This window comes from uncultured Dietzia sp. (assembly GCF_937873725.1).
In the GTDB taxonomy this organism is placed as follows: Bacteria; Actinomycetota; Actinomycetes; order Mycobacteriales; family Mycobacteriaceae; genus Dietzia.
Window position 1 is genome coordinate 1 of record NZ_CALMYY010000035.1, and the last position, 20,692, is coordinate 20,692.

The window sequence follows — 20,692 nt, forward strand, 5'->3', positions numbered from 1 at the left end:
GGACCCGGGGTGGACCCGGGGTGGACCCGGGGTGGACCCGGGGTGGGCGGGCGGGCGGGCGTGGGGCGGGGCCGGGGCGGGACGCAGGAGCGCGAGGGGCGCATGATGGATCCATGACCGACTGGATCGCCCTGCAGTCCCTCGCCGCCGACCTCTACGACCGGGTTCTCCCCGCCGTCACCGACTGGGACGCGCCCACCCCGTGCAGCGCCTGGACCGCGCGCGAGGTGCTGGCCCACGTGGTGGACGAGCAACTGTGGGTGCCGGGCCTGCTGGCCGGCGGCACCGTCGAGGAGGTGGCCGACGACCTCGAGGACCGCTTGCGCCGCCTGCGCGACGCCACCGGTCCGGAGCTGGTCGACCAGTGGCACTCCGTCCGGGCGCCCGTCGCCGCGTCCTGGCGTGGAACCCCCGACGACGACGAGGTCCACCTGTCGTACGGGCCGGCGCCCGCCGGGCACTACCTGGCGCAGCAGACCTTCGACCTGGCCGTCCACGCGTGGGACCTGGCGGCCTCCCAGCGGATCGACCTGCGGTGGGGCGACGAGCTCGAGCGGGCCGTGGTGGAGTTCGTCCGGGCCGACCTCGCCGACGACCCGGCGCCCGGACTGTTCGACCCGCCGGTGCCCGGCTACGACCAACCGGACGTCCCGGCGCGTGACACGGCGCTGGCGTTGACCGGTCGCGATCCGGGGGCCTGGCCGGTCGGTCCTCGCTGAGCCCCGCCCCGGCGGGCAGCCGATCCGGGGTGCGATCGACTGGGCGGACCGCAGCGCCCACCTGGACAGATGTCGGCCCTTTGTCCACGCCCGCGCGGGCGACGCCGGGGGTGCCGGGCCGAACCCGGAGTAGGATGATCCGGTCCCTCTGCCGTCCCCGGAAAGGAACCCCGCGTTGGGTGCCACCCCGCTCGCCTGGTCGTTGTCAGTCGGTCTGATCGTCGCGCTGCTGCTGTTCGACTACTTCTTCCACGTCCGCAAGGAGCACATCCCGACGCTCAAGGAGTCGGCGGTCTGGTCGGCCCTCTACGTGGGGATCGCGATCGTCTTCGGCTTTGCCGTGTGGTTCTTCGGCGGCACCGACATGGGCGTGGAGTACTTCGCGGGGTACATCACCGAGAAGGCGCTCTCGGTGGACAACCTGTTCGTGTTCCTCCTGCTGCTGACCAGCTTCAAGGTCCCCCGGGCGGGCCAGCAGAAGGCGCTGCTCTTCGGCATCATCTTCTCGATCTTCGCGCGGACCGCGTTCATCTTCGTCGGCGCCGCCCTGCTCAACCAGTTCGCCGCGCTGTTCTACGTGTTCGGCCTCTTCCTCATCGTCACCGCGGGCCGACTCCTGGCGGAGGACGACGAGGACGACGACGCGGACAACGTCGTGGTCCGGCTGGCCAAGAAGTTCATCCCGGCCACCGACCACTACGACCACGACAAGCTGCTCACCGTGGAGAACGGCAAGAAGGTCATGACGCCGATGATGATCGTCATGGTGGCGATCGGCGGCACCGACATCATGTTCGCGCTGGACTCGATCCCCGCGATCTTCGGCCTCACCCAGAACGTCTTCATCGTCTTCACCGCCACCACGTTCTCGCTGCTCGGCCTGCGCCAGCTCTACTTCCTCCTCGACGGGCTGCTCGACCGGCTGGTCTACCTCAAGTACGGCCTCGCCGCGATCCTCGGGTTCATCGGTGTCAAACTCATCCTCCACGCCCTGCACGAGAACAACCTGCCGTTCATCAACGGCGGTGAGCACGTCGACGTGGTGGAGGTGCCCACCTTCCTCTCGCTCGGGATCATCGTGGGCGTGCTCGTGGTGACCATCGTCGCCTCGCTGGTGAGCCCGGCCGGCAAGGCCCTCACCGTGCTCGGCAACCTCAAGCGGCACTCCCACGAGTACCTCAACAAGGATTTCACCGACGACCCGGTCGAGCGGGCCAAGCTCTGGGCCAAGATCGTCGCCAACGAGGACAGGCTCCAGCACATCGACCGCAAGTACTTCGGCACCGAGGGCGACGTCTGGGAGCTCGAGCAGCTACTCCGCCGGGTCTGGGACGAGCAGGCCCGCTACGGACGCGCGACCGACCTGACGAGCTGACCGGACCCCTCCCGCGCGTCACCCCCGCCGGCCCGCCCACATCCCGTGCGGGTCGGCGGCGGGGGCGTCCCGCGGCGGGACCCGGATCTCGCTGGAGGGCCACCGCGTCCACAGCACCGCCGCCGCGCGGTGGCCGACGTCGCCCACACCCGGCGGGACCGGAGTCCCGCGCGGGACGGGGGCGGCGGGGCCCCGGACGACTATCACCGTCCAGCCCGCCGCCAGCAGCTGAGCGCGGTACCACTCGGGGATCGCCCCACACGCCGGCGCGGTCCCGCCGGCGGTGGACACCACGCACCGGGCGACGGGGTCCGCCAGCGGCAGCTCCAGGGTCCGGTGCGCCAGCCGCACGGTGTGCCCGTGCCCGAAGTCCCCGCACCCGGCGGCCGCGAGCGCGAGGCGGGCGCGCGTCGAGTCGCTCGATCGCGAAAGCGGATCCGCCGCCCGGACGACCTCACCGAACATCCGGCCCCCGCGCCCGGCCGGGTGCACGACCGCGCTCGCCAACTGGCCCGCGAGTTCCGGCACCGCCGCGCACAGGCGCTCCACCGCCACCACGGCGTCCTCGAAGTCCAGATCGGCGGCCAGATCGCGGCAGGTGCGCAGCGGAGTGGTGACCCGGAGACCGCCGAGGTCGGTGACCGCCGCCGCGGGCAGCGCGCCGTAGCGGTACACCCGACCCTGGGGGGACCGTCGCGTGGACGGCAGCCAGATCTCCGGGAGCGCGTCGGCGGCGACCGAGTCATCCCCCCACAGCAGGGCCGCACTGCGGCCGCGGAGCACCCCCTCGGGCCAGGTCTTGGCCAGCGCGAGGCTGCGCAGGCGGAGGTCGTCCACCTGATCCTGGCGACGGTAGACCCCGTGCCAGATCCGGCGGTACGTCCTGCGGGCCCGCGGATCGGGCACGGCCACGGCGAGCTCGGCGGCGGTCAACGGGCCCGGCGGTCGGTTCTGAAGCGAGATGTCCATGCCGGACACTGTGCGCCACCGCCCCGCCGGATCCGGGCCGTGAGCGCTCCGCCGGGCGGGGACCTGTGGATGAACCGGGCCTGTGGAATGGAGGGGTCAGGGTCGGCCCAGTCGGGTGAGGCGGACCGGCTGCCCGTCCCGGGGGTAGGGCAGCGACTTCATGTCCATCGGCGCGCGGTAGTCCGCGTCGACGTGCCACTCGAAGTTGCGGAGGAGATGGTGGAGCACGATCGAGACCTCCGCGCCGGCGAAGTGCATGCCGATGCACTTGTGCACGCCGCCGCCGAACGGCTGCCACGCCAGGCGGTGCACCTTGTCCTCCCGGCGCTCCTCGGAGAACCGGCCGGGGTCGAACGCCTCCGGATCCGGCCAGAACTCGGCGAGGTGGTGGGTGAAATACGGGGCGATCGCGACCATGGTCCCTGCCGGGATGAAGTGCCCCAGCACCTCGGTGTCCTTGACCGCCGTGCGCGCGATGGTGGGCACCGGCGAGACCAGCCGCAGCGACTCCTTCATCACCAGGTCGAGCGAGGTCAACCCGGAGAGCTGCTCGTAGCTGATCGAGTCGCCCGGGATCGCCAGGGACTCCTCCCGGCACCGTTGCTGCCACTCCGGGTGCTGGCCCAGGTACTGCATCATCGTCGAGATGGTGATGGTGGAGGTGTCGTGCGCGGCCATGAGCAGGAAGATCATGTGGTTGATCACGTCGTCGTCACTGAACCGCTCGCCGTCGACCTCCACCCGGCACAGCACCGAGAACAGGTCGTCGCCGTCGCCCGCCCGCCTGGCCGGGAGGTACTCGCGGAGGAACTCCTCCACCCGTCGCCGACCCACCAGGCCGCGGTGCCAGCGCCCGCCGGGGATCGGGTACCGCACCAGCGCGGTGGCCGCCTGGACGCAGTCGATGAACGCGGCGTTCACCTGATCGAGACGCGCCTGGTCGGCACCCGGGGCGCCCCCCATGAAGACGTCCACCGCGAGGTTCAGGGTCAACTGCTTCAGCCGGGGATAGACCTCCACGGACTCCCCCGGCTGCCACCGTTCGACCGCGGTACGGACCGCCGGATCGAGCGCCGCCGCGTACCGCGCGAGGCGATCGTTCGTGAACGCCTCCTGCATCAGGCGGCGGTGGGACATGTGCTCGTCGAAGTCCAGGAGCATCAACCCGCGGTCGAAGAACGGTCCGATGAGGTACTGCCACGCGTCGCCGTTGGCGAACGCCTTGTCCCGGTTCCGGAGCACCACGTCCGACGCCTCGGGCCCCAGCAGCGCCACGATCCTCGTGCCGAACGCCCGGAACCACGAGACCCGGCCGTAGCGCTGGTAGCGCGTCTGCCACAGGCGCATCGGATCCCGGAGGTAGTCCAGGCCGTGCCCCAGGAGCGGGAGGCCGCCGTCCCCCGGAACCGGCGCCAGCCCGCTGCCCGCCGGTGCATCCGCAAGTGTTCGTGTCACGAGCAACTCCTGACCTCCGCGCGGGTCCGTCCGCCTGGGAGGGCACCCGTCCGACCGTCTGACAGGGACCCCTGTCAGTTTGATCGAGTTTGAATCAGACAGGACGTCCTGTCAAGATCTGATGATGACCCCGACCCCGCGCCGTTACCGCGGAATCAGCGCCGAGGAGCGCCGGGCGGCGCGCCGCCGCCAGCTCCTGGACGCCGCGCTGGAGATCGCCGGCACCCGCGGCGTCGAGCGGACCACGATGACGGCGATCTGCTCGGAGGCGGGCCTGACCGAACGCTATTTCTACGAGAGCTTCGACGCCCGGGACCAGCTGCTCCTCGCGCTGGTCGACGAGATCGCCGAGCAGGTCCGCACCGCCGTGCTGACCGCGCTCTCGGACACCGAGGGCGACACCGCGGCCAGGGCGCACGCCGCGCTCGCCGCGTTCGCCGCGGTCCTCACCGACGACCCCCGCAAGGGCCGGGTGGCGATCATCGAGTCCGCCTCCGTGCCCGCGTTGAGGACGCGCCGCCACGAGCTGTTCCGCGACTTCGCCGCACTGGTCGTGTCACAGGCGCACGTGATGTTCGGGAGTCAGGCACTGCCCGCCCCCCGGGACGAGATCAGCGCGCGGCTGCTCGTCGGGGGACTGGGCGAGCTCATCACCGCGTGGCTGCAGGCCGAGACCGGTGCGGACGTGGAGGAGATCGTCGACGAGGCCACGCGCTGGTTCACCGCCGGCATGCACACCTGACTCCCCCGGGTGCGCCCCGGCCGGGCCAGGCGCTACCCGCCGTAGAGCCGCGCCCAGTTCTCCCGGGTCGTGAGCGGGGCCTGCGCGTCGCGCCACCGGGCCTGCGCCGCCGGAGCCTCGCGGACGAACCGCGACAGGAGCGCCACCAGCCGTCTCTGCAGATCGGCGGCGCGCTGCGGGTCCACCTTGCGGTGGTGCACCCCGGTCTGGGAGGCGTCGGTCACGTACACCTCGTCGAACAGCGAGACGTGCCACCAGGCGGCGTCCTCGTACGGGATCGCCACCACGCCACGGCGCTGCCGGCCCAGCCTCTGCGCGAGGAGACGCTTGGCCAGCACCTGGTCCTCGCGGTCCTCGCGGGGGATGCCGACCTTGCGCTCGACCCGGATCCCGGCGGGCAGGGTCTCCACCCCCAGCTTCGCGGTCTCGGGGTACCCGGCCCGCTCGGCGCGGATCGCGGCCAGCGCGTCCTGCCCGCCGTCGCCCACCCCGTGGGCGCCGTCGGGCCCGTCGAGGAACGCCTCGATCCCGCGCATCCGCGTGGCGGCCAGCCCGTACTGCATACCCACCATCGCGCGCAGGACGCTCCGGCCGAGGTTCACCGCCATCGCGCGCGGGTCGATCCCCTGCCGGATCGACGCGGTGACCAGGGAGTTGCGCTGGGAGAAGAACTGGCCGAAGTCGTCGCCGTCCTTCCAGTAGAAGTCGGCGTGCCACACGGCCGCGCCCTGCAGGGTGCAGGTGGGCATCCCGGCCTGCCTGCAACGCAGGCCGTACTCGATGTCGTCCCACTGGAAGAAGTACGGCATGGGCAGGCCGACCGCGTCAACGGCCTCCCCCGGCACCAGGCAGGACCACCACGCGTTGTACTCGGCGTCGATTCGCCGCTCCTGCCGGTTGTCCACCACCGACTCGTCGCGCAGCGCCCACTCGTCGGCGTCGAGCCCTCCCTTGAGCTGGTCGAGCCGCGTGCGTTCGGCGGAGACCAGCAGGTAGTCGGGGTTGAACAGGTAGAGCATCTGCGCACCCACGAGCATCGGCTCGCGCGTCACGGCGGCAAAGGCGAACAGGCGGAGCACGGTCTCGGGCTCCACCCGGACGTCGTCGTCCATGAGCAGCACGTCCACCGGGCCGGGGGCGCCCGGCGCCGTGGCCTCGAACAGCCCGCGGCTGAAGCCGCCCGCCCCGCCGAGGTTGGGCTGGCGCAGGTAGTGCAGGCGGTCGCCGAACTCCGCCGCGGCGTGCCGGTACGCCTCGCGGGTCTCCACCAGGTCGGTGCCCTGGTCGGTGACGTAGAGATCGTCGATCAGGTCGGCCACCAGGGCGTCGGCCACCAGCGAGTCGATCGTGGCCGCGCAGTCGTCCGCCCTGTTAAACGTGCAGATGGCCACCGCGGCGCGGCGGGCCGGCCTCGTCGTGGTGGTGCTCCAGGTGACCTCGGAGACGGTCGCCGGGGCGTCCACGGCGTGGAACTCCAGCCACATCGCACCCCCGTCGGTGAACGAGTCGACCGGGACCTGGAGCACCGCCATCCCGTCGTCGTGGTGGTGGACCACGTCGACGGTCCGCACGTGGGAGCCGATGTCGGACGCGCGGACCAGGACGTCCAGCTGCCCCGAGGTCTCCACCGCGACACGCACCGTCAGCTCGGAGACCGAGGTCCAGCGCTGCCAGTACGAGGCCTCGAAGCGGCCGAAGTAGGTGTTGGTGTCGACGACCGACCCCGCCTCCAGGTGCAGTTCCGAGCGGGTGCGACGGACCACGCCGCGCAGGATCCGCGAGTACAGGTCGTCGTTGACCCACTTGCGCGGACCCGAGAACAGCGTGCGCTGGAGCAGCAGGTCGCGATCGGTGGGCGCGGAGGCGGCGTCGGCGCCTGCGGCGGTCGCGGTGGTGGCGTCCATGTGGCGGGTGCTCCTGGGTGGGTCGGTACTGGGTGGGTCGGTGCCGGGTGGGTCGGTGCGGGCGTCGGAGGTCGTCCGGGGAACCGGGCCGCTCAGGGCCCGCTCGCGCCGTCCAGGCTAGCCCCCGACCCGACGGGGGCCGAGTCGACCGGCGGCGAGTCGACCACGGGTGAGTCGGTGTTCGGCGGCTGCTCCGCCGGGGTGACCGGGGGGATGCCGGGCGGCGGGAACAGCGGCGGATGGTCCGCGGGTACCGGGAGGACCTCGTAGAGCCGGGCGTCGGACGTCTCCTCGACCAGCCGCAGATGGGGGTTGAACCGCAGCCCGATGAACCCGCCCGGCCGACCCGGGCCGCCGACCGACCCCGTGCCGACGACCACCCAGCGCACGTCCAGGTCCTGCACCACCCGGGTCACGGCCGGGTCGAACCCGTACCTGTTGACCGAGGTGTAGAGGACCATCCGGTCCGCGCCGACCTGCGCCACCGGGTCGTCGGCCAGCGGGGCGCCGAACACCACCGGCACCCCGTGCAGCGCGTACACCCAGGCGGATCCGTCGAAGGGGTCCCCCAGGACCAGGCCGCCGTCGTACCGCTCGGCCAGCGCGTCGAGCACGATCCGTTCCCTGTCGGTGACCGCCGGCCCGTCGCCGTAGCCCCACACCCGCAGGTCCCGCGCCAGGACCGCGTGACCGGACGCCGCGAGGAGGCCGAGCACCGCCACCACCGCCACGCCGGCCCGCGCCGCGGGCCGGCGGTGGGAGCCGCGCGGCACCACCGCCCGGACGCCCGCGCCGGCCAGCACCGCCGACGGCAGGACGAGCAGGGAGGCGAAGCGGTGGGAATCGTCCCACCAGAAGCCCGTGATCGTGCGCACCCAGTCGCCCTCCACCGCCGCGGCCAGCACGTACAGCACCCCGTAGACCGCCAGCGCGGCGACGGGCGCGGCCAGCGGGCGGCGCAGTCGCGGCTCGAGCACCGCGGCGACGAGCCCCACCAGCACGGCCACGGCGATCCCCACCGACGCCGCCGGGGTCGGGCCGAGGTCGAGCACCGCGGCCACCGCCCGCGGCACGCTCACCTCGCGCGGCCAGGAGAACCCCGCGAGCGCATCGGTGGTCCCGGACGAGACCCTGGACACCGACCAGCCGGCGTAGGCACCGGCGGGCACCGCCGCCAGCGCGAACCCGCCCGTCACCGCCAGGCGGGGCCCGGTCCCCGGGGCGGCCACCACCCCGGCGACCGCCTGCGCCGCCAGCGGGATCGCCGCCGCCAGCGCCACCGACGGGTGCACCGACCACGCGCCGGCCAGCCCCGCCCCGAGCAGCAGCGCGTGGGCGGGCAGCCGGGGCGCCCGGGCCGCCACCGCCTCACCCAGCAACAGCAGCCCGGGGATCATCGCCACCCCGAGCGCGAACGGCAGCACCGGGCCCCGCCCCAGGGCGAGGTACGGGAACGTCCACGCCGACGCCGCCACGACGGCCGCGCCGACCGCCGCCAGCCGCGAGCCGCCGCACAGCCGCCCCGTCAGGGCCGCGACGCCCAGGACGAACACCACGCCGGTCACCGCGGAGAGCGCATCGAGCACCGCCGGGAGCGCGCCGCCGGGCAGGCCCAGCAGCAGCGCGGCGAGGGCGTGATAGGTGTCCGGGTAGAAGAAGTGCGGGTTGGCGGGCTGACCCACCGGGGCGAGGTCGGTGACGCCGGCCCGCCCGGTCTCGGCGATGAACCGCGTGGCGCCGCCGTGGAAGATCGCGTCCCACCCCTGGGGGATCGCCGTGAGCCCGCGGGTCGCCACGAGCACCTGGACGGCGGGGACCGCGGCCAGGACGACGACGACGAGGTCGCCCACCCCCGGGCCCGGCCGGCGACCGCCGGGCTCGTCGTCGTGGCCCTCTCCCCCGGCCCGCCGGCGCGCCACCCGGGCACCCACCCGTCCCGCGACGCCGACGGCGGCCGCGCAGGCGAGCGCGACGAGCGCCGTCACCCCGGCCGAGACCGGGCCCCAGCGGACGTCGGCGGCCGAGGTGACCGCGGCGCCCACCGCCACCACCGCCAGGGTGAGGGCGGGCCCGGCCGCCACCGCCTCCCGCCATCGGGCGCCCGCCGCCAGGCAGATCGCCGCGCCCGGCAGGACGAGCAGCGCGAGCGCGGCCGTGAGCAGCAGGGCGGGCATCGAGCTCAGCGGACCCGGAAGATCACGGTCCGCTGGACGATGAAGTTGGTGACCGTCGCGACGCCCTGGGCGATGACGTAGGCGACGGTGGTGGCCCAGAACTCGGTCCAGTCCATGCCGACGAACCACGGGGTCAGCACCATGAACAGGCCCCACTGCACGCCGAACATCAGCGCGTACAGCCCCATCGTGGCGATGAACCGTGCGCGCGACGGCTCGGCCCGGAACGTCCACCGGCGGTTGACGGAGTAGGCGGTGAGCGTGCCGGCGACGAAGGACAGCGCCTTGGCGGTGCCGTAGTCCAGGCCGACGAGCCTGAGCAGCTGGAGGAGGCCGTAGTCGACGATCGCCGACAGGACGCCGGTGAGGAAGAACCGGATGACCTGCGTCTTGAGGTCCGTCGGGTGGGCCGGGTCGGACTCGTGGCGGGGCTCGAGGGGGTCGACCGCCCCGCGCAGGGAGTCGAGGACGGAATCCTCCGGGAGGTCCGCCCCGGGTCCGTCGGATGCCGAGCCGCTGGGTGAGGTCACTCGACCAGGGTAGTTCCACGCCGATCCCGCCCGCGCCACGCACCGCCGGGGGGGACACTGGGCGGGTGACCACTGCCGACCCCGCCGCCCCCCGCCGCGTCCTGGTGGTGGACGACGAACCCCACATCCGCCGCGTCCTGCGCGGATACCTCGAGGCGGACGGGTTCGTGGTCGACGAAGCCGGGACCGCGGCCCAGGCCCGGGAACGGGTCGGCTCCGTCGACCTGGTCCTGCTGGACATCGGGCTGCCCGACGGCAACGGGCTGGACCTGCTGCGCGACCTGCGGTCGGTCTCCCCGGTGTACGTGATCCTGGTGACCGCCCGCGCCGAGGAGGTCGATCGGTTGATCGGCCTCGAGGCCGGGGCGGACGACTACGTGGTCAAGCCCTTCAGCCCCCGCGAGGTCACCGCCCGCGTCCGCGCCGTCCTGCGCCGCGCGCGTGAGGCGGGGCCGGTCGGCGCGCCGCCGCTCACGCTCGACGGACTCACCGTGGACGTCGGGGCCCGGGAGGTCGCCGTCGACGGGGCGGCGGTCCCGCTCACCCCGATCGAGTTCGACCTGCTGGCCACCATGGCGGCCGCCCCGGGGCAGGTGTTCACCCGGCGGCAACTGCTCGACGCGGTGTGGGAGGACGGGCACTTCGGGGACGAACGGGTGGTCGACGTCCACATCCGGGGGCTGCGGCGGGCCCTGGCGGACGATCCGGCGGCGCCCCGGTTCGTCGCCACGGTCCGGGGCGCGGGCTACAAGGTCCTCCGGCCCGCGGGCCACGGGGGCGCGCGATGATCCGCACCCTGCGGGCCCGCCTGTTCCTCTCGCACCTCGCGGTGGCGGTGACCGGTGTCGTGGTGGTGCTCGTGGTGGTCCGGCTGACGGCGCCGATGCTCTTCGACGACTCCCTCCGGCCCGGCGGACCGGGCGGGCGCGGGGCCGGGGCCGGGGCGGGCCTGCGCTCGGTCGTCGCCGACGCCGTCACGACCGCCACCGTGTGGGGCGCGCTCGCCGGCGTGGCGGTCGCCCTCCTCGCGGCCCGGGTGGTGGGCCGCCGCCTGCTCCGCTCCCTCGCCGAGGTCGGCGCCGCCACCACGGCGATCGCCGCCGGCGACTACACCCGTCGGATCAGCCGGCCCCCCGAGCGCGAGATCGCGGCCCTGGCCGACGACGTGAGCACCCTGGCCCGGGCCATCGCCGAGACCGAGGAGCGCCGGATGCGCCTCATCGCCGAGGTCGCCCACGAGATGCGCACGCCGCTGACCGTGATCGACGGGTACGTGGAGGGCATCTCCGACGGCGTGTTCGGTGTGGAGGAGCTCGGGCACGTCCGCGCCGAGAGCTCCCGGCTCCGGCGACTGTCCGAGGACCTGTCCACGCTGTCGCGGGCCAGCGAGGGGCGGCTCGAGCTGGCCCCGACGGAGACCGACCTGAACGAGCTGGTCGGCGGCACCGTCGAGCGCCTGCGCCCCCGGTTCAGCGGGACGGGGGTCGAGCTGCGGCTGGACCCGCCGAGCGGAGCGGTGAACGTCGTCGCGGACCCCGACCGCGTCGCGCAGGTGGTGGAGAACCTCGTGGTCAACGCGCTGGCCGCCACGGAGCGTGGCGAGGTCACGGTGTCGGTCCGGGCCACCCCGGGCGGGGCGGAGATCACCGTCGCCGACACCGGCCTGGGCCTGGAACCGGAGTCCGCCGACCGGGTTTTCGAGCGGTTCCACCGCGGCCCCGGCGGTCACGCCGGGGGCTCCGGCCTCGGGCTCACAATCGGACGGCAACTGGCCCGGGCCCACGGGGGCGACCTCACGGTCAGCTCCCGGGGCCCGGGCCACGGATCCACCTTCGTGTTCAGCCTCGCTCGAACGCCCGGAGGTGATTCTCCGACCCTGCCCTGAGGTGGTCGTAGACGGCGTCCAGATCGGGCTGGTCGGTGGCCGCCATCGCGGCCCCGAGGTCGGCGACGTCGCGCCGCTCGAGCTCCGCGCCCACGGCCAGCGCCTCGGACTTGGAGGTCAGGCCCCGCTCCAGCCAGCCGTCGTAGAGCGCCTGGAGCTCCGGGTAGGCGTACACGCCCGGGGTGGACCCGGCGGTCGGATCGGGCAGGCCGTGGTTGGCGAGCAGGGTGGCCACCGCGTCGCCGTGCTTGGTCTCGGCGGCGGAGATGTTGTCGAAGCGGCGGTCCGGCCACGCCTCACCCAACGCCACGTAGAGGTCGTGGGCGAGCCGCTCCTCCTCGCGCATCATCGACAGCGTCTCGGCCTCCTCCGCCGACAACGTGCCGACGGGCGCGGGGACCGCGAGCGCCTGGCCCTGCTGGCCCTGGCCCTGGCCCTGGCCCTGGCCCTGATGACCGTGGCCGTTGCCTCGACCCTGCAGGCCCCCGTTCGGCCCCTGGTCGGCGACTGTCGCGATGCGGGCCTCCTGGGCGGGCCAGTCGGTCCCGGCCAGCGCGTATCCCCCGGCACCGGCGAATGCCAACGCTCCCGCTGCCGCGACCGCCGTCACCGAGCGCCGGATGGTCTTCCTCGAGTCAGTCCTCATCGTTCCCACCTCGTTCCGGCCCCGTCATGGGGCCTCGTGTGCTGCTTTTCCCGACACCTCGATTCCACCGCGCGGGTGTGAAGCATCGGCGGGCGCTGTATGTGGATCGCGTGAAGATCGCCTCCCGGCCGACTTGCCCCGCGGCCCGTGACGTGGCATTCTTCTTCCATCGCGCGCACACCAGCGCGCTTCTGGTCGAACAGTCAACGGCGTATCCGCCGAGTGCGTTCGATTCCGCGGGAGCGATCCGTTCCGGCCACCCCATCTCCACACGGCGTCCACAACACCACGTTCGCGCCGATCCCCGGGTGAGTCGCCGTCGCCTCCACCAACGCATCAGAGTCGAGATCGTCGTCCCCACCGTGGGTGGGCCCTCGTCGATTCCTCTCTATCCGACCAGGAGGAACCCCCATGTCCCAGTACCGCAACTCCGCCCTGAACAACGCGCCGACCGCCTACTCGTACACGCCGACCGGCCGGGCCATCCCGCAGTCGTCGCCGCTGCGTACGCCCAGCCGCCGCCCGGCCGCGCCGTCCTGCACCCCGACCGGCCGCGTGGTCCTCTCCGCACCCACCACCCGCGTTTCCGCGTAGTCCGGCCCGTCCCTCCCGGCCGCCGACCCCCGGCAGTCACAGGCGGTCGGCGGCCACCAGCACGGTGGTCACCACCAGCGCGATCGCGCCGCAGGCCAGGATCCCGGTCGAGACGAACAGCTGCATCACGCCCGCCTCCCACGGCGCCGCGCCGCCGAGAACCATTCCCACGAACGCGCCGGGGATGGTCACCAGTCCGATGGTCCGCGTCTGGTCCAGCGACGGGGAGAGCGCGGTCGCGGCGGCCTCGCGGCACACCATGAGCCGCGCGGGCTGCCGCGTGAAGCCGAGGGAGAGCGCGGCCTCCACCTCCCCGCGGCGACTGTCCAGCTCGTCGTGCGCGCGCCGTCCGGCCAACCCCACGATCGCCATCGAGTTCCCCAGGAAGATCCCCACCACGGGGATGATCGACAGGCCGTTGGGCCGCACCACGCCCGCCGCCATGAGCCCGGCCACCAGGAGCACCGGCGGCAGGGCGACGGGGACCGCGCACCAGAGCGCGTCGCGCACCGTGGCCCGGGCCCGCCGCGCCTGCGGGTCGCTGCGCTGCGCCAGTCGCCCGGCGGCCGCCCACGACGCGGTGATCACCATGACCACCGCGAAGAGCGCGACCAGCCACAGTCGGTCCGCCACGTAGCCGATCACGAGCGCCAGGAGGACCAGTTGCACCGCCGCACGGATCGAGGTCCACGGGATCTCGCGTTCCAGCCCGGTCCTGCCCACCCACGCGGCCACAGAGCCGATCACCACGAACAGGACGACGGCCACCGCGAGGGCCGGCCCGATCTCGATCATCGTCGATCCCACGCGGGGAACCCTACGTAGTCGCGGGCCCCGGGAGGGCGAACCCGTGCCATCGGATCTCCCGAGCCGGCCCCGAAGTCGCGATACCGTTCACCCATGTGGTCGCGACGCCCCCTCCGTCCCGGCACCGCGATCGCGGCGGCAGCCCTCGCCGCGGCCTGCGTGCTCGGCGGCCTCCCCGCCGCCGTCCCGGCGCTTGCCCACCCCCTGGCCGCGCTACAGCCGGTCCCGCCCCACGAACGCACGCCGGCGCGGTACCTGCCCAGCCCGTCGCCGGACCCGTGGTACTCCTCGCCGCCCGGTGTCGATCCCGCCACGCCGCACGGGACCGTCCTCGCCTCCCGTCCGGTGACCATCCCGACCCACAACGTCCGCAACTTCGGCCGCGGCTGGCAGGTCCTCGTCCAGAGCACCGACTCCCACGACCGCCCCCAGCAGATCGTCTCCACGATCATCGAGCCGGCCACCCCGTGGTCCGGACCGGGCCCGCGTCCGCTGGTCGCGTTCAACGCGACGATCGACTCGCTCGGGCTGACCTGCATGCCGTCGTACGCGCTGCTCCACGAGTTCAATCTGGAGATGCCCCCGTACCTGCAGATCCTGGCCGAACGCGGGTACGGGCTGGTGGTGACGGACTTCGAGGGCCCCCGGGCCGCGTACGCGGCGGGGCGGGCCAACGGTCGGGCCGTCCTGGACGGGATCCGGGCCGCGCGCGGGTTCGTCCCGCCCGGGCACGCCGGGCCCCTGTTCGCGGACTCCCGGGTCGTGCAGGTGGGGTACTCGGGTGGGGGGATCGCCACGGGCTGGGCGGCCCAGCTTCAGCCGGTCTACGCCCCCGAACTGACCGGGGTCCTGGTCGGCTCGTCGCTCGGCGGGGTCCCCGCAGACTACGCCGAGCTGTTCGACACGATGGACGGGACCGTGGCGGCCGGCCTCTACCGGGCCGCGGTCCTGGGGCTGGCCCGTGAGCACCCCGAGCTGTACCCCCTGCTCTCCGACACCGGCGACGTGGTGGCCCACGGCCTCCGTGACTCGTGCGCGGCCGCCAACACCGCCGGGGGCCTGGTCCCGGCACCGCTGTCGGCGCTCACCCACGTCGACCCGCGCACCGACCCCACCGTCCTGAGGATCATGGCCCGCAATCGGCTCGGCCGCCCCGATCCGGCCCACGGTGCCGACCCACGCGAGGTCCCCACCGGTCCGGTGCAGGTCTGGAACGGCGACGCGGTGGTCCCGATCGGGCCGGCCCCCGGCTCCGAGCAGGGGCCCGGCGATCGCCACATCCCCGCGTGGACGGCCCGCCGACTGGCCGCCGAGTGGTGCGCTGCGGGGGCCGACGTCGAGTACACGCCCGTGGCGGGCGAACACGTCACCGCCGCGTACACCGCCGTCGGCCCGGCCCTCGACTGGGTCGACGACCGGGCCCGCGGGCGGGCGTTCACCTCGGGGTGCCGCTCGTGACCGCGAATGTCGACGTGCGCCCCACCGCCGTGCACCCAGTCGACTCGTGTCACTTCGACTTGCGCTGGCCGAGTGCGCGGAAATCCGGCACCCGCGCTGGGCGAACGGACCAGAGAGGCAGCGCACCCCGGGGGTGCGGCGCGGGTGACGCGGGGGATCGTCGGCCGGCGGGCCCGGGGCGGTAACCTCGACTGCGTGAGCACCGCCCAGAACTCCGCCCCGGCCCCGTCCTCGCTGGACACCGAACTCAAGCGCCTCACCGGCTGGGGACGCACCTCGCCGGCCATGAGCCACGTGCTCACCCCACGCTCGGTGGAGGAGATCGCCGCCGCCGTCGCCGCGGTGAACGACGCCAACGCCTCCAGCCCCGCGCACCTGCGGCGCGGCGTGGTGGCCCGGGGGCTCGGTCGCTCGTACGGCGACAGCGCCCAGAACTCCGGCGGGCTCGTCGTGGACATGAGTCGCTTCAACCGCATCCACGAGCTCAGTGCGGAGAAGGCGCTCGCGGTGGTCGACGCCGGCGTCAACCTCGACCAGCTCATGCGGGCCGCGCTGCCGTTCGGGCTGTGGGTGCCGGTGCTGCCGGGCACGCGTCAGGTGACCGTCGGCGGCGCGATCGGCCACGACATCCACGGCAAGAACCACCACTCGGCCGGGTCCTTCGGCAACCACGTCTCCCGGATGGAACTGCTCGTCGCGGACGGCCGGGTCCTCACCCTGGAGCCCGGCGGGACGTCCGACGACCCGGAGGGCACCCTGTTCTGGGCCACCGTGGGCGGCAACGGCCTCACCGGCATCATCCTCAAGGTGTGGATCGCCATGACCCGCACCGAGACGGCCTTCTTCCTCGCGGACTCCGATCAGACGGCCTCCCTCGACGAGACCATCGCCCTGCACACCGACGGCTCCGAGTCGAAGTACACCTACTCCTCCGCGTGGTTCGACGCGATCAGCGCGCCGCCGAAGCTCGGCCGGGCCGCGGTCTCCCGCGGGTCCCTCGCCACGCTGGCGCAGCTCGAGGAGTACGCCCCCAAGCTCGCCAGGGACCCGCTGGCGATGAACGCCAAGCCCCTGGTCACGTTCCCGGACGTGTTCCCCAACGGGTTGGCCAACAAGTACACCTTCGGCCCCATCGGCGAGGTCTACTACCGCCTGGGCGGCACCTCGAGGAACCAGATCAAGACGCTGCCGGCCTTCTATCACATGCTCGATCTCTTCGGCGAGTGGAACCGGGCGTACGGATCGCACGGTTTCCTGCAGTACCAGTTCATCGTCCCGCCCGGCGCGGTCGACGGGTTCAAGGAGATCATCGGCGACATCCAGCGCTCGGGCCACTACTCGTTCCTCAACGTGTTCAAGCTCTTCGGCCCCGGCAACCAGGCCCCGCTGTCCTTCCCGCTGGAGGGCTGGAACGTGTGCGTCGACTTCCCCATCAACGACCGGCTCAACGCGTTCGTCAACGAGCTCGACGCCAAGGTCATGTCGATGGGCGGCCGGCTCTACACGGCCAAGGACTCGCGGGTCCCGGCCGAGCGTTTCCACGCGATGTACCCGGAGATCGACTCGTGGATCTCGACCCGCCGGGGAATCGACCCCAACGGGGTGTTCGTCTCCGACATGGGCCGCCGCCTCGAGCTGCTCTGACCCGCCGCGATCCCGCCTCCCGCCCATCTAACGGCACGGATAAGCGTCTTTACATCGTTGGTGGACCGGCGCACAATGGGACCACCTCCGGGCGGCGCGGGTCGCCCGATCTGCCCTCGGAGAACGCCATGATCCGTCGCACCACGTCCGCTCTCGCTGTGGCCGCCGCAGCCGCCGTCACGCTCGCCTGCGCGGGGGCGGGCGTGGCGGGCGCCGACCCGATCACCGACAGCCTGGAGGCCCTGCCCTCCGCCGTCATCGGCGGGCCCTCGACCCTCACCTGGGTGCCGAGCGGCAAGGCGATGCCGGTCACGTACACCAACCGGACCAGGTCGGGCCAACACTGCGAGTTCAAGCATGCGGACCCCGGGGCCGTCCAGTTGATGCAGCAGGCTGCCACCGCGGCGGCGGGCATCCCGCCCCTGGCCAGGTTCGTCGTGGACGTCGCCGACTCGCAGATCGGGGCCGTGAAGGAGGTCGATGCGCCGGTCCACGTCGCCGCCGGGACCGGCTTCACCTGGATGAAGTCGTTGATCCCCGGGCGCGCCTACGGCATCTACTCCCGCTGCACGTTCGACGACGATCCGTCGACGATCGAGGTCGCCTTCACCTACTACCCGCCGCTCGGGTGACCACCGCGACCCGAGAAGCACCACCACGAGAGGCAGGACCATGTCCGACCACGACGTCCGGATGATCATGCTCAGCACCGAGGATCTGGACGCCTCGATCGCGTTCTACGAGTCGCTGGGGATGACGGTGAAGTTCCGGGACGGCACCCACTTCGCCGCGCTCGACGGCGGGTCCGTGACCCTGGCGCTGGCGACCGCGGTCGACCATCCCATCCCCGGCCAGGTGGTGGTGGGCATCAAGACAGCGGACGTCGACGCGGCGGCCGCCGCGGTCGAGGCGGCCGGCGGGGCGATCCTCCGGCCCCCGTCCGACGACGCGCACGAGCGCAGGGCGGTGGTGTACGACGTCTCCGGGAACGGACTGGTCTTCTACAGCCCGCTGAAGGGTTGACCGTCGGACCCCCTCGGTAGACTCCTGCCCATGATCAACGCCGTCGGAGTCCCACAGACCCTGCTACTGCTCGGAGGCACCTCCGAGATCGGCCTGGCCATCTGCGGGGAGTACCTCCAGCAGGGCCCGATGCGCGTGGTGCTGGCCTGCCTGCCCGGCGACCCGGGGGTCGAGGACGCGCGCGCCGAGATGACGGCCGCCGGGGCGACCGCCGTCGAGGTGGTCGACTTCGACGCCGCCGCCACCGACACCCACCCGGCCGCCTTCGAGCAGATCTTCTCCGGCGGTGACGTGGACGTGGCGATCGTGGCGTTCGGCCTGCTCGGGGAGAACGAGGAACTCTGGTCCGACCAGCGCAAGGCCGTGCAGATCGCGCAGATCAACTACACCGGCGCCGTCTCGGTGGGCGTCCTGCTCGCGGAGCGGATGAAGGCGCAGGGCTACGGCCGGATCATCGCCATGAGCTCGGCCGCCGGGCTGCGTGCCCGCCGCTCCAACTTCGTCTACGGCTCCACCAAGGCCGGCCTCGACTCCTTCTACACGGGTCTGGGCTACGCGCTCGACGAGCACGGTGTCGACGTCCTGGTGATCCGCCCCGGGCAGGTCCGCACCCGCATGTCGGCGCACGTCAAGGAGGCGCCGCTGACCATCAACAAGGACGAGGTGGCTCGCATCGCGGTGAAGTACTCGGGTGCGGGCAGGGGCGCGGTCTTCGCCCCGGCCGCGTTCGGCGGGGTCATGGCCGTGCTCACCCTCGTGCCGCGCCCGATCTTCCGCAAGCTCCCCTTCTGAGCATGCCGGTGGCGCTCCGGGGGCTCGGCCTGGCGGGCGCGGCGGCGCTGCTCGCCGCGGCGGTGCCCGCGGTCGTGCTGGTGGGGTTCTCCCTCGTCTCCTTCCCCGCCTACGGCAACTCCAACGTCCTCCGGGCGCTCACCGTGGTGGGCCAGAGCGCGGCGTTCGCCCTGGTCGTCGCCGGGGTGCTCGGCACCCGGGCCGGCGAGCGTCCCGGCGGCCGGCCCGCGCTGGTCCGGCTGGGCAAGCTCGCCGCCCCCACCGGGTCGGCGCTGCTGGTGGCCTCCACGCTGGGGATCCCGCTCGCCGCCTCGCGCCTGTACCTGCACGGGGTGAGCGTGGACCAGGAGTTCCGCACCCAGTTCCTCGGCCGCTCGGCCACCTCGCTCGGCCTGCCGGACATGGCCTACGCGGACCTGCCGTCGTTCTACCCGTCGGCGTGGTTCTGGCTGGGCGGGCGGTTCGCCAACGCGACGGGGCTCGAGGGGTGGGCGGCGTTCAAGCCGTGGTCGATCCTCTCGCTGGCCGTCGCCGCCGCTCTCGTGACCGTGCTGTGGACCCGCCTGCTGCGCACCGACCTCGGAGCGGTCGTCGGCGTCGTCTCGACCTCCCTCATGTTGGCCTACGCCAGCCCGGAGCCCTACGGCGCGGTGGTGGCGCTGTTCCTCCCGCCCGTCCTGATCCTCGCCTGGCACGCGGTGGCCCCGACCACCCGCCACGGAGGCCGCGGCGCGACCGTGGCCACGACCCTCTTCCTCGGGGCCTCCGCCAGCACGTACACGCTGTACACGGGCCTCGCGGCGGGGACGGTGGTGCTCATGGCGGCGGTCGCCACCGTCGGCGCGCTGCTCCGCCGACGGGGCGGGAGCGCCGGTCCGGGCCCGTTCCCGCGGTCGTCGTTACCACTGTGGCTTCCCGCCGCCCGGCTCGCGGCGATCGGGGTCGGCTCGAGCGCCATCGCACTGATCGTGTGGGCGCCCTATCTGATCGCCTCGCTCCGGGGCGCCCCGGCCGACTCCGGCACCGCGCTGCACTACCTCCCCGACTCCGGCGCCCGCCTCCCGCTGCCCATGGCGGCCGGCGGCCTCACCGGCTGGGTGTGCCTGGCGGGCCTGGTGTGGATCGTCGCCCGCGCGCGGACCTCCCGTCGGGCCCAGGCCCTGGGCCTGGGCGTGGTGGCCGTCTACCTGTGGTGCCTGGCCTCCATGGCCGTGACCGTGCTCGGCACCACCATGCTGGGATTCCGGCTCGAGCCGGTGCTCATCCTGCTGCTCGCGGTGGCCGGGGTGTTCGCGCTCGCGGACCTGGCCGGGCTCGCCGTCCGCGCCGCCGGGCGCCAGGCCGGGACGGAGCGACCGGTCGCCGAGGCCCTCGACCGCCGCCGCCGGGCCGCCGCGGTGGTGGGCGTCCTGGCGACGATCGCCGGCCTGGCCCACGCCCAGTCCATCCCCGATCACCTGCACGAGGAGATCCGGCTGGCCTACACTGACACCGACGGCGACGGGATGCGCGCGGACCGCTACCCGCCCGGGCCGGAGTCCCACTACGCGGAGGTCGACCGGGTCATCCTGGAGGCGTTCCCGGGCCGCGACCGGACCGACCTCGTCGTCGTCAGCACCGCCGACGCGTTCCTGGCCTACCACCCCTACCTGGCCTACCAGGCCGTCACCAGCCACTACGCCAACCCCCTCGGGCGGTACGCCGAGCGCAACGAGGCCATGCTCGGCTGGGAGGACGCCTCCAGCGGCGACGAGCTCTTCGCCCTGATGTCCGAGACCCCGTGGCGCCGCCCGGACGCGATCCTCGCCCGCCCCTCCGGTTCCGGGTACGCGCTGCGCCTGGCCGAGGACACCTACCCCAACGACCCCAACGTCCGGCGCTTCGGCGTCACCATCCCCGCCGGGGCCGTGGACGGCCCCCACTTCGAGGTCCACGACGTGGGCCCGTTTGCCGTGATCGTGGTGCGGGGATGAGG

General features: G+C 73.3%; 19 protein-coding genes. 12 read left to right on the top strand and 7 right to left on the bottom strand.

Annotated features, from left to right (window positions below):
- Positions 1–113 precede the first annotated feature (113 nt).
- The gene (locus tag Q0444_RS02845; RefSeq protein WP_299021220.1) at positions 114–719 is read left to right on the top strand and encodes a maleylpyruvate isomerase family mycothiol-dependent enzyme; all 606 of its coding nucleotides are present in this window, start codon (positions 114–116) and stop codon (positions 717–719) included.
- A 175-nt stretch (positions 720–894) separates the two neighbouring features.
- Positions 895–2,094, top strand: a complete 1,200-nt coding sequence (locus tag Q0444_RS02850) for a TerC family protein (protein WP_291081251.1) — start codon at positions 895–897, stop codon at positions 2,092–2,094.
- A gap of 18 nt (positions 2,095–2,112) precedes the next feature.
- Here Q0444_RS02850 and Q0444_RS02855 read toward each other — a convergent pair whose 3' ends face one another.
- Entirely contained in the window at positions 2,113–3,063 is a 951-nt protein-coding gene (locus Q0444_RS02855; protein WP_299021227.1) for a hypothetical protein, read from the bottom strand.
- 96 nt (positions 3,064–3,159) lie between these two features.
- On the bottom strand, positions 3,160–4,518 hold the full coding sequence (locus tag Q0444_RS02860) for a cytochrome P450 (RefSeq protein ID WP_299021230.1): 1,359 nt from the start codon (positions 4,516–4,518) through the stop codon (positions 3,160–3,162).
- A gap of 124 nt (positions 4,519–4,642) precedes the next feature.
- On the opposite strand from Q0444_RS02860, the gene Q0444_RS02865 reads away from it, so the two are divergent.
- Entirely contained in the window at positions 4,643–5,260 is a 618-nt protein-coding gene (locus tag Q0444_RS02865; protein ID WP_291081245.1) for a TetR/AcrR family transcriptional regulator, read from the top strand.
- A gap of 32 nt (positions 5,261–5,292) precedes the next feature.
- Here Q0444_RS02865 and Q0444_RS02870 read toward each other — a convergent pair whose 3' ends face one another.
- From Q0444_RS02870 to Q0444_RS02880, 3 genes are all read right to left on the bottom strand, one after another.
- Positions 5,293–7,164, bottom strand: coding sequence for a glycosyltransferase (locus Q0444_RS02870; RefSeq protein WP_299021234.1), 1,872 nt, complete (start codon positions 7,162–7,164; stop codon positions 5,293–5,295).
- 92 nt (positions 7,165–7,256) lie between these two features.
- Positions 7,257–9,338, bottom strand: coding sequence for a DUF6541 family protein (locus tag Q0444_RS02875; protein ID WP_291081241.1), 2,082 nt, complete (start codon positions 9,336–9,338; stop codon positions 7,257–7,259).
- 5 nt (positions 9,339–9,343) lie between these two features.
- Positions 9,344–9,868: a GtrA family protein gene (locus Q0444_RS02880; protein WP_291081239.1), complete on the bottom strand. Its 525-nt coding sequence runs from the start codon at positions 9,866–9,868 to the stop codon at positions 9,344–9,346.
- A 65-nt stretch (positions 9,869–9,933) separates the two neighbouring features.
- On the opposite strand from Q0444_RS02880, the gene Q0444_RS02885 reads away from it, so the two are divergent.
- Both Q0444_RS02885 and Q0444_RS02890 read left to right on the top strand, forming a co-directional pair.
- Entirely contained in the window at positions 9,934–10,656 is a 723-nt protein-coding gene (locus tag Q0444_RS02885; RefSeq protein WP_291081238.1) for a response regulator transcription factor, read from the top strand.
- On the top strand, positions 10,653–11,753 hold the full coding sequence (locus tag Q0444_RS02890) for a cell wall metabolism sensor histidine kinase WalK (RefSeq protein ID WP_299021240.1): 1,101 nt from the start codon (positions 10,653–10,655) through the stop codon (positions 11,751–11,753). Before Q0444_RS02885 ends, Q0444_RS02890 begins: the two co-directional genes overlap by 4 nt.
- Here Q0444_RS02890 and Q0444_RS02895 read toward each other — a convergent pair.
- On the bottom strand, positions 11,707–12,399 hold the full coding sequence (locus Q0444_RS02895) for a DUF2202 domain-containing protein (protein ID WP_299021243.1): 693 nt from the start codon (positions 12,397–12,399) through the stop codon (positions 11,707–11,709). The two genes, Q0444_RS02890 and Q0444_RS02895, sit on opposite strands and share 47 nt — an antisense overlap.
- 411 nt (positions 12,400–12,810) lie before the next feature.
- Here Q0444_RS02895 and Q0444_RS02900 point away from each other — a divergent pair, with 411 nt between their 5' ends.
- Complete coding sequence (locus Q0444_RS02900) at positions 12,811–12,993, top strand: hypothetical protein (RefSeq protein ID WP_291084284.1); 183 nt, start codon at positions 12,811–12,813, stop codon at positions 12,991–12,993.
- A gap of 36 nt (positions 12,994–13,029) precedes the next feature.
- On the opposite strand, the gene Q0444_RS02905 is transcribed toward Q0444_RS02900, so the two are convergent.
- Positions 13,030–13,800, bottom strand: a complete 771-nt coding sequence (locus Q0444_RS02905; protein ID WP_291084282.1) for an ABC transporter permease — start codon at positions 13,798–13,800, stop codon at positions 13,030–13,032.
- A 93-nt stretch (positions 13,801–13,893) separates the two neighbouring features.
- Here Q0444_RS02905 and Q0444_RS02910 point away from each other — a divergent pair, with 93 nt between their 5' ends.
- From Q0444_RS02910 to Q0444_RS02935, 6 genes are all read left to right on the top strand, one after another.
- A complete protein-coding gene (locus tag Q0444_RS02910) occupies positions 13,894–15,258 on the top strand; it encodes a lipase family protein (protein WP_291084279.1) in 1,365 nt (454 codons plus the stop codon).
- A gap of 195 nt (positions 15,259–15,453) precedes the next feature.
- Complete coding sequence (locus Q0444_RS02915) at positions 15,454–16,902, top strand: FAD-binding oxidoreductase (protein ID WP_291084276.1); 1,449 nt, start codon at positions 15,454–15,456, stop codon at positions 16,900–16,902.
- A 128-nt stretch (positions 16,903–17,030) separates the two neighbouring features.
- On the top strand, positions 17,031–17,534 hold the full coding sequence (locus tag Q0444_RS02920; protein WP_291084273.1) for a hypothetical protein: 504 nt from the start codon (positions 17,031–17,033) through the stop codon (positions 17,532–17,534).
- A gap of 40 nt (positions 17,535–17,574) precedes the next feature.
- Positions 17,575–17,925, top strand: a complete 351-nt coding sequence (locus Q0444_RS02925) for a VOC family protein (protein ID WP_291084270.1) — start codon at positions 17,575–17,577, stop codon at positions 17,923–17,925.
- A gap of 30 nt (positions 17,926–17,955) precedes the next feature.
- Complete coding sequence (locus Q0444_RS02930) at positions 17,956–18,717, top strand: decaprenylphospho-beta-D-erythro-pentofuranosid-2-ulose 2-reductase (protein ID WP_291084268.1); 762 nt, start codon at positions 17,956–17,958, stop codon at positions 18,715–18,717.
- A 2-nt stretch (positions 18,718–18,719) separates the two neighbouring features.
- A complete protein-coding gene (locus Q0444_RS02935) occupies positions 18,720–20,690 on the top strand; it encodes an arabinofuranosyltransferase (RefSeq protein ID WP_299021259.1) in 1,971 nt (656 codons plus the stop codon).
- The last annotated feature ends 2 nt before the right edge of the window (positions 20,691–20,692 follow it).

What these genes read in the sequence shown, in the direction of transcription:
- Q0444_RS02890 (WP_299021240.1), top strand. Translation starts at nt 10,653, where the DNA reads ATGATCCGCACCCTGCGGGCCCGCCTGTTCCTCTCGCACCTCGCGGTG.
- Q0444_RS02910 (WP_291084279.1), top strand. Translation starts at nt 13,894, where the DNA reads ATGTGGTCGCGACGCCCCCTCCGTCCCGGCACCGCGATCGCGGCGGCA.
- Q0444_RS02875 (WP_291081241.1), bottom strand. Translation starts at nt 9,338, where the DNA reads ATGCCCGCCCTGCTGCTCACGGCCGCGCTCGCGCTGCTCGTCCTGCCG.
- Q0444_RS02870 (WP_299021234.1), bottom strand. Translation starts at nt 7,164, where the DNA reads ATGGACGCCACCACCGCGACCGCCGCAGGCGCCGACGCCGCCTCCGCG.
- Q0444_RS02845 (WP_299021220.1), top strand. Translation starts at nt 114, where the DNA reads ATGACCGACTGGATCGCCCTGCAGTCCCTCGCCGCCGACCTCTACGAC.
- Q0444_RS02900 (WP_291084284.1), top strand. Translation starts at nt 12,811, where the DNA reads ATGTCCCAGTACCGCAACTCCGCCCTGAACAACGCGCCGACCGCCTAC.
- Q0444_RS02895 (WP_299021243.1), bottom strand. Translation starts at nt 12,399, where the DNA reads ATGAGGACTGACTCGAGGAAGACCATCCGGCGCTCGGTGACGGCGGTC.
- Q0444_RS02855 (WP_299021227.1), bottom strand. Translation starts at nt 3,063, where the DNA reads ATGGACATCTCGCTTCAGAACCGACCGCCGGGCCCGTTGACCGCCGCC.
- Q0444_RS02920 (WP_291084273.1), top strand. Translation starts at nt 17,031, where the DNA reads ATGATCCGTCGCACCACGTCCGCTCTCGCTGTGGCCGCCGCAGCCGCC.
- Q0444_RS02925 (WP_291084270.1), top strand. Translation starts at nt 17,575, where the DNA reads ATGTCCGACCACGACGTCCGGATGATCATGCTCAGCACCGAGGATCTG.
- Q0444_RS02935 (WP_299021259.1), top strand. Translation starts at nt 18,720, where the DNA reads ATGCCGGTGGCGCTCCGGGGGCTCGGCCTGGCGGGCGCGGCGGCGCTG.
- Q0444_RS02865 (WP_291081245.1), top strand. Translation starts at nt 4,643, where the DNA reads ATGACCCCGACCCCGCGCCGTTACCGCGGAATCAGCGCCGAGGAGCGC.
- Q0444_RS02930 (WP_291084268.1), top strand. Translation starts at nt 17,956, where the DNA reads ATGATCAACGCCGTCGGAGTCCCACAGACCCTGCTACTGCTCGGAGGC.